Source organism: Pedobacter sp. CFBP9032 (assembly GCF_034045265.1).
GTDB lineage: Bacteria > Bacteroidota > Bacteroidia > Sphingobacteriales > Sphingobacteriaceae > Pedobacter.
Genome location: NZ_JAXCWE010000004.1, coordinates 408,390 through 424,820, shown reverse-complemented (window position 1 = coordinate 424,820; position 16,431 = coordinate 408,390). Strand labels below are relative to the sequence as shown.

Annotated in this window: 10 protein-coding genes; 1 reads left to right on the top strand and 9 read right to left on the bottom strand. The window is 38.9% G+C overall.

Going from position 1 to position 16,431, the window contains the following annotated elements; translation table 11 throughout:
* Positions 1-3 precede the first annotated feature (3 nt).
* From SOM16_RS10485 to SOM16_RS10460, 6 genes are all read right to left on the bottom strand, one after another.
* Positions 4-1,026 (bottom strand): LacI family DNA-binding transcriptional regulator, encoded by a 1,023-nt coding sequence (locus SOM16_RS10485; RefSeq protein WP_320463955.1) that lies wholly within the window; start codon positions 1,024-1,026, stop codon positions 4-6.
* A 69-nt stretch (positions 1,027-1,095) separates the two neighbouring features.
* A complete protein-coding gene (locus SOM16_RS10480; protein WP_320463954.1) occupies positions 1,096-2,256 on the bottom strand; it encodes a DUF5009 domain-containing protein in 1,161 nt (386 codons plus the stop codon).
* A gap of 200 nt (positions 2,257-2,456) precedes the next feature.
* Positions 2,457-3,572, bottom strand: coding sequence for a glycoside hydrolase family 43 protein (locus SOM16_RS10475; protein WP_320463953.1), 1,116 nt, complete (start codon positions 3,570-3,572; stop codon positions 2,457-2,459).
* A gap of 9 nt (positions 3,573-3,581) precedes the next feature.
* Positions 3,582-6,449 carry a glycosyl hydrolase 115 family protein gene (locus tag SOM16_RS10470; RefSeq protein ID WP_320463952.1) on the bottom strand — a complete coding sequence of 956 codons (2,868 nt, stop codon included), beginning with the start codon at positions 6,447-6,449 and terminating at the stop codon, positions 3,582-3,584.
* A gap of 1 nt (position 6,450) precedes the next feature.
* Positions 6,451-7,566: an endo-1,4-beta-xylanase gene (locus SOM16_RS10465; protein ID WP_320463951.1), complete on the bottom strand. Its 1,116-nt coding sequence runs from the start codon at positions 7,564-7,566 to the stop codon at positions 6,451-6,453.
* A gap of 716 nt (positions 7,567-8,282) precedes the next feature.
* Positions 8,283-9,827, bottom strand: a complete 1,545-nt coding sequence (locus SOM16_RS10460; RefSeq protein ID WP_320463950.1) for a glycoside hydrolase family 10 protein — start codon at positions 9,825-9,827, stop codon at positions 8,283-8,285.
* A 203-nt stretch (positions 9,828-10,030) separates the two neighbouring features.
* On the opposite strand from SOM16_RS10460, the gene SOM16_RS10455 reads away from it, so the two are divergent.
* Entirely contained in the window at positions 10,031-10,933 is a 903-nt protein-coding gene (locus tag SOM16_RS10455) for a hypothetical protein (protein ID WP_320463949.1), read from the top strand.
* A gap of 15 nt (positions 10,934-10,948) precedes the next feature.
* Here the strand turns inward: SOM16_RS10455 and SOM16_RS10450 are convergent, their stop codons facing one another.
* From SOM16_RS10450 to folE, 3 genes are all read right to left on the bottom strand, one after another.
* Positions 10,949-14,677, bottom strand: coding sequence for a HAMP domain-containing sensor histidine kinase (locus SOM16_RS10450; RefSeq protein ID WP_320463948.1), 3,729 nt, complete (start codon positions 14,675-14,677; stop codon positions 10,949-10,951).
* Between the two features lie 87 nt (positions 14,678-14,764).
* Positions 14,765-15,646, bottom strand: coding sequence for an ACP S-malonyltransferase (fabD, locus tag SOM16_RS10445; protein WP_320463947.1), 882 nt, complete (start codon positions 15,644-15,646; stop codon positions 14,765-14,767).
* Between the two features lie 138 nt (positions 15,647-15,784).
* Positions 15,785-16,420 (bottom strand): GTP cyclohydrolase I FolE, encoded by a 636-nt coding sequence (gene folE / locus SOM16_RS10440; RefSeq protein WP_320463946.1) that lies wholly within the window; start codon positions 16,418-16,420, stop codon positions 15,785-15,787.
* Positions 16,421-16,431 lie beyond the last annotated feature (11 nt).

Genomic DNA, 16,431 nt, shown 5'->3' with positions numbered 1-16,431 from the left:
CAATCAGGAAGGCAATTTAGCTGTAGATTGCCTTTCTACAACCGTTGGATCCAACACCACGTGTTCTGTATTTTGATAAGGGTCCTCCTGGTTAATCATCTTCAAAAACATTTTAGCACATTCTGTTCCCATTTGAGAGGCGTGCTGATCTATAGTTGAAAGGTTTGGCGTGATGTAGGCAGAAAAAGCCTCGTTTGCAAACCCTATTACCCCTACTTCTGGTGGAGTTTGATTAATTTCTTTCAGCTTTTTGATTACGCCGAGTGCCGTAAAGTCATCTCCTGCAACCACCGCATCTGGTTTGTTTTCACCTCGCATCAATTTTCCTGCACCGAACCTACCGTCTTTGATAGATAAACCACCAAAAACAATATGCTCATCCAGAACCGGTAGATTGTTAGCTGTCAAGGCAGCTTTATATCCCTTCAAACGATCATTAAAAATTTTGATCTGGTGGATGGTGGTTACAAAAGCAATCTTGCTATAACCCTGGTCAATTAAATGCTGAGTTGCCACATAACCTGCCTTAAAATCATCCAAGGTAATGGTTGGTACAGCCAGACTTTCGTCTACCCGATCGAAAAGAATTAATGGTTTATTCTGCTTTACAATTTCTTTGAAATGAGAAACATCCTTTGTTTCTAAAGACATGGAAGCCATAATGCCGTCAACCTGTGCTTCTAACAGCGTTTTTACACCATTTATTTCATTTTCAACGGATTCATTCGACTGATAAATAATTACCCGATACCCACTGTCTTTCAAGCCATCTTCGATGCAATGAATAATTGAAGCAAAAAAATGCGCCTGCACGCTTGGAACAATCACGCCAATAATATGTGTTTTGCCCGATTTTAAAGCAGAAGCCAATTTATTAGGACTATAATTTAACTTTTCGGCAGTTTCGATAACAGCTTTCCGCGTCGTTTCACTGATTGCAGGGAAACCACTTAAGGCCCTGGAAACAGTTGAAACGGTGATGTTCAGCGCTTTAGCAATATCGTATATGGTTGTTTTTTTATTCAATGTTTATTGGTAATGAGAATCGAAGCTTGTTATTCAGTTATTCAACCGATTGTTCGGGCAATTTAAGCATTAAACCTTAATGATGATATTCTTTTTATACATGAAATACAGGAGTACGTAAAATCCAAGCACATAAGAAATCGCCCAGATCAGCGATGCATTAACGGGTGAAAAGAAGGGCGTATAAAAGGTATTATAGAGCTTTTCCAGCAACGGCGATTTTGTTCCGTCGGCATTATTAATCTTAATGAAGTTTAAAACGCGTGGCATCAGCCCCGCCAGAAAGAAAACAGTAATGGCGTTTACGCCGTAAACCACAAATGGTATGGTGAATTTTTTATAACCCTGAACATCTATCAGCCAATAACAAAGTGCCAGGCCAATGGAAGCCAACCCGCCTGCATACAAAACATAAGAACTGGTCCACAGGGCCTTATTGATAGGAAACTGCAAATCCCAGAGTAAACCTAAAATTACCGCAGCTACTCCGGCTGTAAATAACCAAGCCACTTTTGTAGGTTGGTCTACCTCTTTTTTTCGCATCCAAATGCCTGCCAAAACACCAAATAAACATGTCCCAATGGCTGGCAAGGTACTTAAAACGCCTTCAGGATCCCAGGTTTTTGCCGAGGCCCAGGTATGTGATTCGGTTAAAATTAAACGATCTATCCAGGCGGCTAAGTTTGTTTCTTTTTCCAGATTGGCATAACCAATCCCTGGAACAGGTACAAATGTCATTAGAGCCCAATAAACGGCTAGAATAATCACCAGTATTTTAAAAATGGTTTTAGTCGAAAATTTTAGAAAAACGATACTACTGATAATAAATACGATTCCAATTCTCTGTAGCACTCCCAGCAACCGCACCGTTTGTAAGGCTTCTAATAAACTTTTTCCATCGATAATAACGGCCATTAGTTTTCCAAAAATGGCCAGGAAAAAACCCAAAAAATACAGTATTATACCCCGTTTGATGGCTTTAACAATGGTTTTGCCATGCGTTGATGGATTGGCTTTGCTAGTGCTCATGGCAAATGCTATGGAAACACCGACAATCCACAAAAAAAATGGAAATATTAAATCTGTTGGTGTACAGCCATTCCATTCAGCATGCTCCAATGGTGCGTAAATATGGCCCCAACTGCCTGGATTGTTAACCAATATCATTGCTGCTACGGTTAATCCTCTAAAAAAATCGAGAGAAAGCAATCGTTGTTTGGGTGCTATCATGTTTGCCGGGTTAAAGGAAACTAATTTAAAGCTTTGTTTTAAGAATGAGAAATAAAAAAGGCTGCAAAGTGTGGGCTTTGAGCGTAAAGGTTAACCACAGCACACACAGCGGTTAAGGCACCGAGAAAGCTAAGATTTTTCTCACCCTAACCGCTGTCTAATTCTCAGTGATCTCAGTAGTTATTTTCCTGATAGAAAAATTATTTCTTCATTGGCTCAACTAAAGCAATTGTCCCATCAGCGTTATGCTTCAGTTCGGTAACCTTCACGTTTCTTAAGTGTGTTTTACCCGAAAGCTGGGTATCATGGTAAAAAATATACCATTTGCCCTTTACTTCGATAATAGAATGGTGGGTTGTCCAGCCTTCAACAGGGTTCATAAAAGTTCCCTGGTATTTGAACGGGCCGTAAGGGGTATCGCCAATTGCCGAAGCAAGGAAATGGGTATCACCTGTAGAATAAGTGAAGTAATATTTTCCATTGAATTTATGCATCCAGGCACCTTCAAAAAAACGCCTGTCATGATCCTTCGTCAATAATGGTTTACCATTTTCGTCCAGAATTACCACGTCTTTAACTGCACCATCAAAAGCAAGCATATTCTTGCTCATTTTAGCTACTTTGGCCGTTAATGCAGGCTCATTTTCTTTTTGAGAATCCGTTTTTGATCCATTCGCATCATATTTCCCATTGTTCCAACGCTGTAACTGACCGCCCCAGATTCCACCGTAATATAGGTACGTAGCGCCATCATCATCTGCAAAAACAGCTGGATCAATGCTGAAACTTCCCTCTATTGGTTTCGGCTCTGCCTTGAATGGACCAATAGGCGTTTTAGCCGTGGCCACACCTATGCGGAAAACATCTTGTTTATCTTTTACAGGGAAATACAGATAGTAAATTTCATTTTTGAAAGCCGCATCAGGTGCCCAAAGTTGCCGCCCGGCCCAGGGAATATCTTTTACACTTAAAGCCACGCCATTGTCGGTTACTTTTCCATTAACGCTATCCATACTTAAAATATGATAATCTCTCATGTCAAAATGATCACCATTGTCATTTTCAGGCGTTCCAGCCTCAATATCATGTGATGGATAGATATAAATCTTCCCGTTAAAAACATGTGCTGATGGATCTGCCGTGTAAATTTCACTGATTAGCGGCTGCGATAAATATTTTGATTTTTTACTGGTATCTGCCGTTTCAACTTTGGTGGCCTGACTATTTTGTTGACAAGCGCTGGTGGCTGCAATTGCCATAATCGCCATTAAACCAGTTAATTTTTTAAAGTTTTTCATCATATTTTCGATTATCATTGGTTCAAGTTATTTGGTTTCACTCACGAAAGTTTCTGGTGGACCTAAAAAACTAGGTTGCAAGCCACCAAGATCCAACACTAATTTTTGCAATACTACGGCCGGACTTACCATCCAATACTTAAGGGTATGTTTGCCTATAGTTTCCAACTGAAGTGGTGTTTGAAAAATCTTAATGCTATTGGCAACTGATTTCCGCCATGCGGCTTCTGATTTGTAATCTGAGCTAATATTTACGATGATTGGTTTTTGATCATCAATGGAGACCGCAAATTTTAACCCGTCGCTATTGGTAAAATCAATTGTTGGCGAGATATACGTATTCAAACTATAAATCCCGGTAGTGTCAACATAAATATCGTACTCCAGGTGGGGCGTATTGGCATCTGGATTTTGAACCGGCGAAGTGACCGGAACAGGAATCACGCCGCCGAGCGTTTTCCCGTAATTAGGCAGTGTTTTCCAAAATATTGGTCGATTGTTAACGGCCCTGCTATAGTTCGGTGCCTCCATAGAAATATAGCCATTCTGCGCTATAAAACCCGCTACACCCTGTTGATTATATTTCGAATGGTTTAAGCGAAAAGGAACTTGTATTTTAGAGCCGTCACTGCCAGATACGGTGAAAATACTTTGTGTTTTACCTTTTGGTGCTTTCGCCCAATCTACGCTAACCCAGATTCGTGTCTCATCTTCTATTGCTCCATTCTTCTTCGAAAAACTCAAATAAGACGGCGCTTGAATAGTGAAAGTATATTCACCTTCAGACCGGCGGAATAAATCTACATAATGTGCTTTATTTCCATAATATTCAAATACGGGCAGGGTGCTGTTCACTCGTTGTTTATCAACCCAAAAAGAGGCATTTCCTTCTATCGCCAAACCAATTTTTCCTTTTACAGCATTTTCATTCATGGCTAGGCTCACCGTTTTCGGCATTGAATTTTTTTCCGGCTGTTGCCAGTAGGTATAGCCGATGTGTGTTTGATCCATCATGTGATCCCATTTGCCACCTGCCATTGTTTTGTTATAATATTTAGTTATTTCTTCATCACGCTGATACAATTGAGCCACTTTTTCAGCCATCGCTCCTGTTGCCAGCCTGCCTTGTTTTGCATATAACTTATTTTTAGCCACATGGTAATACAGATCATATAGATTGGCACTGGCTTCTACAGGGTGCATCACCACTTGGTAAAAAGCGTCTTTCTGATCAGCAGGACTCTGTTCAAATATGAATTTCGCATCCTGTTCCAATTTTCGATAATCCGCTACAACAGTTTCAAACTCATTGTAATTGGTTAAGCTATAAATACTATCCGTAAGCAATTCTGGTTTAATGCGCCCATTGTATTTGGCGTACTGATCCAGGATTGTACCAATTGAACTGTCAAAGGTTTCTCCAAATTGTTTTTCAGACCAATCAATTGCATATTGTTTCAACTTCTCGGCAGGGATGGCATCGGGCGCCCAGGCGTAATCCAGAAAAAAGGAAATCGGAAATTCCATCGGCTTCAAATCACCCACATTAACAATCCAGATTTGGTTGGCATTGTACGCATAAGCGAGGTTCATTTGCTCCCAAATTTTTTGAATTGGATTGGTGTTAATCCACTTGTAATTTCTGGGATCGCCTACATAATCGAAGTGATAATAAATACCATACCCTCCTTTTCTCGGTGCCTCATTCAGCTTAGGAAGTTTTCGGATGTTGCCCCAGTTATCATCACAAAGCAGTAAAGTTATATCATCCGGCACCCGCATCCCTTTATCATAATAAGCTTGTACTTCTTTGTAAAGCGCCCAAAGCTGCGGGGTTTCTGCTGCTGGCTTTTTAGTTACCTGCTCAATAATTTCCCGCTGATCGTTAACAATTTTCTCCAGTAAAGCTGTGGCTGTTCCTTCCGTCATTGGCTCATCACCATCGCCCCGCATCCCTACGGTTATAATCTGCTCTTTATCGGCAACGCGTTTCAAACCACTTTCCCAGAACTCCCTTAACTGTTGCGGGTTCTGATCATAATTCCATTTGCCACCTTTATATCTTTTCCACTCATCGTGCGCCCTGCTTAAAGGCTCATGGTGTGAGGTACCAATTACCACACCATATTCATCAGCCAAAACCGGATTCATTTTATCATCGTCATTAAATGCACTTCCCCACATGGCTGGCCATAAATAGTTTCCTTTTAACCGAAGAATCAACTCGAAAACTTTCCCATAAAACTTACTATTAAAGCCCCCGAATTCCTTTCTGCTCCATCCTGAAAGTGCTGGTGCCTCATCATTTAAAAAAATACCCCGATATTTTACCGCCGGCGAAGCAATTACATGCCGGCCAGAAACAGCAAATAAAGCATTGCTTTTTTTAACAGGAACATCTGCCCAATAATACCAGGGCGAAACCCCGATCTGCCCCGACAATTCGTACACGCCATAAATGGTTCCCCGCTTATCGCTGCCTGCAATTACCAGTGCCGAATCAATTCCTGGCAGGGGATTTTTCACCACCTCAATTAAAGTACTTTCCCAGTTGCCAGCAATACCAGCCACGTTAATTTTATTTTCCTTAATTAACTGATCGATCACCGTACTCTTCCCAATGGTGCCAATGATGATGGCCGTCCGTGCGGTTTTATCAGTTAAAAAAGCCGGCTTTGTTCCGGTAACTTTTTCCAGGTCTGTTTGAAGATCAGTGGCAGCCCGTAATACACCTGGCCATTCATTTCCACTCACCAGAATAGAGGAAACTGTGCCTTTATCTGCCACAACGAAGCTGCCCTTCACAAAGCTTTTTATAATGAATGGATCAGTGCCGGCAGCCTGACTGAGGGTTTTGAAGCCAAATAATAAAATAAGGAGGATCAATTTCTTCATATTATTGATTTTTAAAGTTGATCACTTCCCAATAAGCCTTCTTAGGTTGCAGGTTACGATCAAAAAGCAACGGGTAATTTTTTCTTCCCATTACCGGAAATTCATTTAACCAGGAATAACGGTCGGAAATATTCCAGAAAGTGACATTGGTTATGACGTTTTTATATTCGCGAAATACTTTAAAAACCATGGCATATTTAGCCACTTGCCGGTTTTCCAACTCCGCGGTAAATACATCAGACTCATCTGGCCTTTTCATCCGCTTGCTTATTTCCCAGGGATAAATGGAGAGGTCTAATTCAGTGATCTGAATTTTTAATCCTAAGGATGAATATCGTTCAATTGCACTCCGAAGCGCACTTTCATCAGGCTCTTGTAAAGACCAATGCGCTTGAAACCCAACTCCGTCAACAGGTACCCCCTTATCTTTTAAGCTTTTTAAAAGTCTGTAAATCTGTTCCCGTTTTTCAGGACGTTCGGTATTGTAATCGTTGTAATAGAGCTTAGCTACGGGATCTGCAGCATGTGCGTACTCAAAAGCTTTGGCAATGAAATCTTCACCACAGATCTGGTACCATTTAGAATCTCTAAGAAAGTGATTAGGATTATCGTCAATGGCTTCGTTAACTACATCCCATGCATAGATTTTACCTTTGTAACGGTTTACCACTCTTGTAATGTGCGTCTTTAAACGTTGGAGCAATACGGTTTTAGTCACCGCTTTTCCGTCAGCACCTTTAAAAATCCAATCGGGGGTTTGCTCGTGCCAGCATAAATTGTGTCCACGAACTTTAATGCCATTTTTTACAGCAAAGCTGATAATCGAATCGGCATCTTTCCAATAGAAAACGCCTTCTTTCGGTTGAATAGCGGCCATCTTCATGGCATTTTCTGCAGTGATACTATTAAATTGAGTTTTGATGAGTTGCGCCTCATCGCCATGTAAGTTTCTCAAGGCTACCGCAACGCCAATAGGAAAATATTTTTTGTAGGCATCTTTTAACCCCTGCTGATGAGAAGACTTCGCCCTTTGTGCTTGCGCATTTATGGTGATCAGTAAAAGAAAACAAATCGATAACGATCTGGATAATTTTGGAAAATTAGTAGCCCGGCTCATTTATATTTGGTTAGTAAAAGTAGAAGTTTCTTATTCCTTCAACCTGCTTTCTTTTGTTCAATCAAACCCAAGGACTTACCTAAGCCTATTATCCTTTATCTTTCTTAAAATTCAACTTGAAGAAGATTTGATAAGACTAAAGTATAACTAATTTTCATAAATTGCAATCGGTTGCATAAATATTGTAAATTTATTTTCATTAACTGGAGTTCGATTAATAATATACTTTACAATACCATTTGAACGATTTATTGTTGTTTTTAACCATCCTGCACTTTGGGTACCCTGCTGAATGACTACCGTGTGGACATGTCTTGCGAGAGTGATTTTCTATACACTTTGCTGACCAACTTTAATAAAGCACAGGCCTTACCGAAGAGCGCCGTCAATCCCAGGGGCCGGGGAAATCAAAAAAAAGTTTCACAATAGTACAAACAGCACTACCGAACCTTAAACGCATTGGTTTTGTGTTCATCAATATAAATTCGAAGCTTAATTGAATTTTGAACACAAAACGAAGTGACCCCTGTTTTTTTGATGTGTGTGGGGTGGCGTGAAAGGCCACTAGCTGGATTGACAAAGCGCTTTGGGTACTTTGGCGCTCCAAAGTACCATGCCCCCGCGGCAAAGAGCGGAAAAGAAAATCTTAAAATTAAATGTCTTAAAACAAAAAAATCCTGCTTTTAAAAAGCAGGATTCACATCAAAGCATTTAAATTATTCTTTCGCCAATGGCACTTCAACACCGATAGGTCCACTTGGCTCACTTTCATTTTTGAGCCGATCTAGAGCGGTAACCAGGTAACTGTATCGTTTACCACTTTCTATGCTGGTATCAATAAAGGAAACATAATCTTCAAAGCTAATTTTCAGAATATTTTTAGGATCTAAAACAGAGATCTTCTCTCCTTCTGCAAAGCGATAAATTACATAACCAGAAGCAGTTTCTCCGTCGCTGGCCTTTAATGGCTTCTCCCACTTCAGGTGTACACCATCTTTTAAAGCATCAGCTGATAGTTGTTGTGGTTGATTAGGCGCAACCTCGTCTAACCAGGGCATTTGTGGTGGTAAAGCCGGGTACTTGTACAAATCATTTTTTAATGAATCGGCTAAAGACCTCGCCACCGTACTTAAAGACTTCGAACTAAAATATACGCTGCCCTGAATCCTGCTATTTTCTCTAATGTATCTGATTTGATTCGGAACTTCTGAAGGATTTCGCCAGGCCACTTCAGCCCTTGAGTTTACTAAGTAGGCACCCTGACCAATATATACGTGTCTGCCATAACTATTATTACTCCACCAATCTACCAGTGTACCAAACCGCGCCACTCTTCTGGTAAAAGTGAAATAAATTTGAGGGTTAATATAATCTACCCAGCCTTCTCTTACCCATTTGCGGCTATCTGCAAAAAGTTCTGCATAATTGGATAAACCACTGGTAGCTGATCCTTCCGGATCTTCATTTTTATTGCGCCAGATACCGAATGGACTAACCCCGAACTTCACCCACTTTTTATAATGATGAATGCTGTCATCAAGCTGTTTAATCAGCTTATCAACGTTGTTTCTTCTCCAATCTCTGATATCTGTAAAATCCTCTTTGTATTTATTAAAGGTATTGGAGTCATTTATGGTCTGACCTTCAATTTTATATGGATAAAAATAATCGTCAAAGTGAATGCCGTCTACATCGTATTCTTTTACCACATCCAGAATTACCTGTACAATATATTCCCTTACATCAGGAATTCCCGGATCGAACTGCTTTTTACCACCGTAGATAAAAAACCATTCAGGGTGTTTTTTAAACGCATGGTTATCACTAAAAACGGTGCTGCTGCTCATACTGGCCCGGTAAGGATTAAACCAGGCGTGTAATTCCATCCCTCTAAAATGCGCTTCTTTAATTGCAAAAGTTAACGGATCATAACCTGGTGCCGGGGCTAAACCCTGGCGCCCCATTAACCACTGGCTCCATGGCTCGCGAGATTTAGCATAAAAAGCATCACCGGCAGGCCTAACCTGTAAAATAATGGCATTCATTCCTTGCGCTTTATGCCGTTCAAGAATGCCAATCAGTTCCTGTTTTTGTTGGTCTACACTTAAACCTGGCCTGGATGGCCAGTCGATATTTGTTACTGTTGCCACCCAAACGCCCCTAAACTCTCTTTTTGGTGCAATTTTTGATGGAGGTTGTGCATTTAATATATATGGTAGTATAGTTACAATTAAAAGTGCGTATAGAAAGTTTTTAAGCATTATTCTGTCTTATTTTTTATTCAGGATGATTTCTTTTTGTATGTTATACAAATGAATGTTAGCAATTAAACGATTTTTTTTAAAATCTCTTATAATTTTTTTTAATAATTCTAATTTGCGTTTTGCTAAATTAATTGTACCCCACCATTATCAATTGGAGAACAAAAGTATATTAATTTAAGAAGATACAGCATTATTTAAGAATGGAACCACAAAAGATTAATAAGGGCGATAGAAATAAGATATACTTCCTGATCATAGTTATTGCCGCACTTGTTGGTACAAATGCTTATTTATTTTTTAAAGACCGCCAGCAAAGTAAAAAGTTTGTAACAGTAAGCACAGAAAAAGATAAACTCCGCTTAGAAGTAGAAAAAATAGAAGTAGAGCTGGATAAAGTAAATGCCCTGAACCTTGATCTAAACGAAAAACTAGTTGAAGAACAAAAACTTGCCCGCGAGAAAATTGAAGCGCTTAAAGTAGCCTTAGAAAAGGGAGAAATTACTCAGGAGGAGCTGGATAAGGCAAATACCCAAATAAGCGAACTCAAAGTTTTTGTCAAGAATTACAACGACCAGATCGTTCAGTTACAAAGAGATAATATCTTCCTAAAGAATAGTCGGGATAGCCTGGAAAATACCCTCAGAAACATGAGCAGTAAGGCATCAAGCCTTGAAAATGAAAATGCTAACCTTAATGCCAAAGTAAAAACAGCATCTGCATTGAAACTCCAAAATGCAGACATCGTAGCTTTCAGAACAAAATCCAGCGGCAAAAAAGTATTGGTAACCAAATCTTCAACTGCAGAAAAACTTAGTGTTCGTTTTAATATCGTTCCAAACGAACTTGCTGCAAAAGGCCACCATAACATCTACCTTAGGGTATTTGATCCGGCAGGCAATCTGCTCGCAGATGATGAAGACCGTTTCGAGGCTGAGGGACAAGAAATGCAATTCAGCCACTCCATTTATATTGATTACAATAATGATAACAGTTCTTACGTAATTGACTGGCGAAACCCAAAAGCATTTATGAAAGGGATTTACACTGTAATTTTATATACAAACGGAAATACCTTAGGCAAGGCACAGGTAGAGTTAAAATAATAAAGCACCTGTTTATTAAGCCAACGGAAAGGTAAGGTAAAAAGTAGTACCAACATTTGGCACGGAAGTGAAACTAACTTCACCACCTGCATTTTCTACCGCTTGTTTTACAAATGCCAAACCTAAACCTGTACCAGAGGTTTTTGTAGTAAAGTTCGGAACAAAAATCCTATCGTGTAATGCCTGCGGAATTCCCTTTCCATTATCTTTCACTTCTATAAAAGCATGTGTTTTATCGTTATACAAAACAATGGTAATACAGCAATGATCATTACCTTCTATAGCCTCAATGGCATTTTTAAACAAATTATTAAAGGTCCTTAATAACTGATCCTGATCCGCGAGAATATTAATTTTCTGACTTGATTTATCGAGCAGATCTATTTCTACGTTGTCTGTATTTTTATATACCTCTCTCGCCCTTCCCAAAACAGGCAATATTTCGATTTTCTCTAAATTAGTATCCGGCATTTTTGCAAAATTCGAGAATTCGGAGGCAATTTTAGAAAGGCTATCTATCTGTTCAATGAAAGACTTACTGAACTTGTTAAATTTAACTTCAAAGTTCGGGTCATTTTCTTTCCATGATTTATCAAGCAGCTGAACGCCTAATTTTAATGGCGTAAGTGGGTTTTTAATTTCATGTGCCACCTGTTTGGCCATTTCGCGCCAGGCACTCTCCCTTTCAGAACGGGCAAGTTTAACCGCACTGGCTTCCAGCGCTGCAATCATACTATTATATTCTTTAATGAGTGAGCCAATTTCATCATGCCTCCGCCATACAATGGGTTCATTACGTTGCCCAATCCTGGCCCGGCTAATGCTTTCCTGGATAAACGTTAAAGGACTGGTAATCTGATTGGCCAGGAATACAGCTAATACACCAACAGCCACAAAAACAAGGGCATAAATATTAATCAGATTACTTACAAAAAGTGCAATCTTATCAGAATACTCTTCTTCGTTAGAATAGTTGGGCAAACCGATATAAGCAATGGTTTCATTTTGGGCGTTGCGAATGGGTGCATAAGCCGCAGCATAGGTAAGGTTACCGATTTTTTCCTCCGGATTAATGTATTCAGACCGTTTCAATTGTGTAAGGTAAGTATAGGCTAGCGGCCCCATTTTACGCCCGATTACTTTATAACTATACAACTTTGGATAGGTTGTCATAAGTAAATCTCCCTGAATATCATAGAGATTTAAATCTGCATTGTTGATATCTGCAAAGTTGTTAAAATCAGCCAGGGCATTCTCATCATCTTTAATTCCACCACTAAAAACCTGTTTTTCAAAATTTTGCTGCACCTTCCTGATTTTATCCTTAATAGCGTCATTTTGCTGGCTTCTATACTCATTATCCATATAATAATAAGTTACCCAGCCCACAATTAATAAAGTAGCCACTACAGATAACACAATAGACACCTGAATCCGGGTTTTATATAAAATCTTATTGGCGTTAATCATGAGTGATCGATTAATGCTAAACCAGCCTACGCGTTCATCATCCAGGTTTTTAATTAACCAGACCAATCCATAAAGCACCAAAGAGAAAATAATAAATACCAGAAAGAAAAATGATAAGGCTGCGAGGCGCTCTACATAATCAACTTTTTCTTTGCTGATGATAACCATCTTACTATCAGATGGCTTATAAATTAAATGGCTATACGCAGATAGTTTATCGCCGGTAGTTACAAAATCATCTCTCTTCCCTTTAAAATCCTTACCATCTAATGGATAGGTATAATTTCCTGATTGGTTAAGCAATCGATTATTGTTGTATAGCGCAATAGAATAACCCCTAAAATCTTCATCTCTGATTAACTTTTGGTCGCCGAGTAAATCTGGCAACCTGTTGTTGTAATTATAAGGTTTAGAACGAAGTTCGATAACCAGTGTACCCAGCAAAGAACCCCCATCCAATACCGAAATTATTCCAAAATAATCCTGGTAACCGAAAGTATTATTCACCTGATAAAAATAGTTCCCCCCGTTTATTTTAACCGAACCAGATTCTACCAGGTTTTTATATTTTGAAAATGGCTGGCTCCTGATATTATCTGCACTGGTACCATCCTTTTTATAGGGATAAATTTGATAATCATATCTGGATAGGTAGCCATCCATATAGTTTTTGATATGATTTTTTAATACCGGATAATTCGTTTCTATTCCCTGCTTAAAATAACGAACTAAAAACTGATCGTTCAATAACTGCGATTCCAGCACACCCAATGAGATTATCGCATTCGGATCTTCTGACGACTGTACCTTCCTGGCTAAGGGCTCGCGTAAACTCCGCTCTTTAATATCCTTATACTTGATGTATTTGATGGAGGTATTAAACGCAAGGCAAAAGAATACGAGGGCAAATAAACCTACCGAAAATCTTTTCTCCTGAATATAAACACCTCTTGCTATGATAAATAGTATCAGTGCAAATACGATAAAAAAGGCTGTAAAATCTGTTGCCAGCTTATACACAAACAAGGCAGCAAAACCGGTTAAGAAGATCACCAATCGTTCTTTATTGGTTACTTTAAGTGGCAGGCTTATGGTTGCCACAATAACAGTAAGCAAGTATATTTGAAACCAAACCAGGCATAAAATTACAATACTTACCCAACTGGATCCGCTTAGTTTTAGAATATTAATAATTTCAAAATTGATTTTTGAATTATAGATGAGTCCAAAAAAAAGTTCATCACTAAAATAAGCGATAAGGCTTATGAACACCAATAACAAGCCGTGAATAAGGATACTGAGCAATTTATTTTTTTTAATCCATTCAGGGAATTGATATTGCTCCTTGTGGTTATAAACAAATAATAAAAACCAGGTTAAAGCAAATACGTTAAGTAGAAAATCGCCAAGAGATGGCATCATAAAACTATCGCCATAAATCCGCGGATCGAAGAGCGGTAGCGAAAAGTGATGGTTAAACCAGCCAAAATATAAATCAGAAAGCCGGAATACGGCAAAAAAAGCCAGTAATAGAAAAGTGCCGGAAACAATATATCCTTTTCTTGCCACCAATGAACTCAGCGAGTTGAAAAACATGCATATACAGAGCATGCCCCCTATAAATAACCACAGTTGTATAGCAGAATAGTAATCGGAAGTATAGCCTGGTTTTACTTTTAACCCAAAGAGAAATTTATCATCAAGGCTTTTTATCGTGTAAACATCCTTATCAGTAAAAGAGGCTAATGTTAATAATTTAGATTTAGAAAGAAAGGGATCTAAATCATTTTTAAAATACTGTGTTTCTTTGAATGGATATTGAGATTGAATGGTAATTAAAAACACCAAACTAAAATTGCCTTCGGTGTGCTTGGTTACTTCGTACCAGGCATTATAAAAAAATAAAACAGATTTTCCTTCTCTTACCGTGGTGATATCAATATCAGTAACTTTATAAGTACTCCAGAACTTGAGTTGGTTATTTTGAAATGTTAGCAGATTAATGCCTTTATCGTTTCTGAAGGTCGTTAAAAATTCGATCGCATTATTTGGATTTTCATGCAGGTGTTTTGCTTTTTCTACCTGCTTATTATCCGATAGAAAATCCTGAACAATTCTCTCTTTGATCAGGAGATTGTTTTGAACTTCTCTCGCATCTCTTTCCAGAAGCTCAGATTTGGTGGTAAACTTGCTTAATGAGATAGAAGTTGTAATCAGGCAACAAGCCAATACAAACAGCAGAAATCTAATTTTTACACCAAAGCTCAACGTCATTAATTTTGATAAAGGTAAATATAGACAAAAACAGCGCCATAAACCGTTTGTTTATGGCGCTGCAAATTATAAAATTTTAATAGAATATCAGGCTAGTGTAGCACTGCTGGTTTGCACTTCCCTGCTCACTTTTTTAACCAATCCTTGTAATACATTACCGGGCCCAACTTCAACAAATTCGGTAGCCTGATCTGCCAACATATTGGTAACGGTTTGTGTCCAACGTACCGCTCCAGTTAACTGCTTAATTAAGTTTTCCTTAATTTCTGCCGGGTCGGTATAAGGTTTTGCATCAACATTCTGGTATACCGGGCAAATTGGAGCAGCAATATTGGTTGCCTCAATAGCCTCCTGCAACTCAATTTTAGCAGGCTCCATTAAAGGAGAGTGGAAGGCACCACCAACATTTAATTTCAAAGCCCTTTTCGCTCCTGCTTCAGTTAATTTCGTGCAAGCCAAATCAATTCCTTCTATGCTACCAGAAATAACCAACTGGCCAGGGCAATTGTAATTCGCCGGAACAACAACAGCATCAATTTCTGCACAAATGTTTTCTACTACATCATCAGCTAAACCTAAAATAGCCGCCATGGTAGAAGGTTGTGCTTCACAGGCTTTCTGCATGGCATTTGCCCGTGCAATTACCAGCTTAAATCCATCTTCAAATGAGAGCGCATTCGCGGCAACCAATGCAGAAAACTCGCCTAAAGAATGACCAGCAACCATATCTGGTTTAAACCCATCACCCAAAACCTTCGCTAAAATAACAGAATGCAAGAAGATTGCAGGCTGTGTTACATTGGTTTGCTTAAGTTCTTCATCCGTTCCGCTAAACATAATATCACTAATGCGGAAACCGATAATTTCATTTGCTTTTTCAAATAATTCTGCAGCTTTCGGGTGCTCATAAAGATCCTTACCCATACCTACAAATTGTGCTCCCTGACCGGGAAAAATATATGCTTTCATTATAATTAGTTTGGCGTATCGCGTTTGGCACTTAGCGTTTTTGATCTATTGCCCTATCTTGATACTTATTACTTTCTACTAAATACTATTTTACCTGAAATTTCTTATTTCTACTTGATACTAAATACTCGATACCAATTAGTCCAAACTCGCTGTAATTAATCTTAAAAATTCTGCCCTTGTTTTATCATTACTTAAAAATGTACCTGTAAAAGCTGAAGTAGTGGTAACAGAATTTTGCTTTTGAACCCCACGCATAGACATACACAAGTGTTTGCATTCCATTACTACAGCTACACCCATTGGGTTCAGCGTATTTTGAATACAATCTCTAATCTCATTGGTTAAGCGTTCCTGTACCTGTAAACGGCGGGCAAAAGCATCAACTATTCGCGGAATTTTGCTTAAGCCAACAATATGTCCGTTAGGGATATACGCAATATGTGCCTTTCCAAAAAAAGGCAACATGTGGTGTTCGCACATCGAGTAAACCTCGATATCTTTAACCACCACCATTTGGCTGTAATCTTCTTTAAACATCGCCGATTTTAAAATCTCAGCCGGGTTTAAATCATAACCATGGGTTAAGTATTGCAAGGCTTTAGCTACGCGTTCTGGTGTTTTCACTAAACCTTCACGTTCAGGATCTTCACCCAACTGAGTTAAAACATCTTTATAGTGGGTGGCTATAGCCTCAATTTTGCTATCGTTATAACGATCTATTTTTACATAGCCATCTATCGATTCGTCTTTTAATACATCTTTAGTGCTCATTAATATAGGTT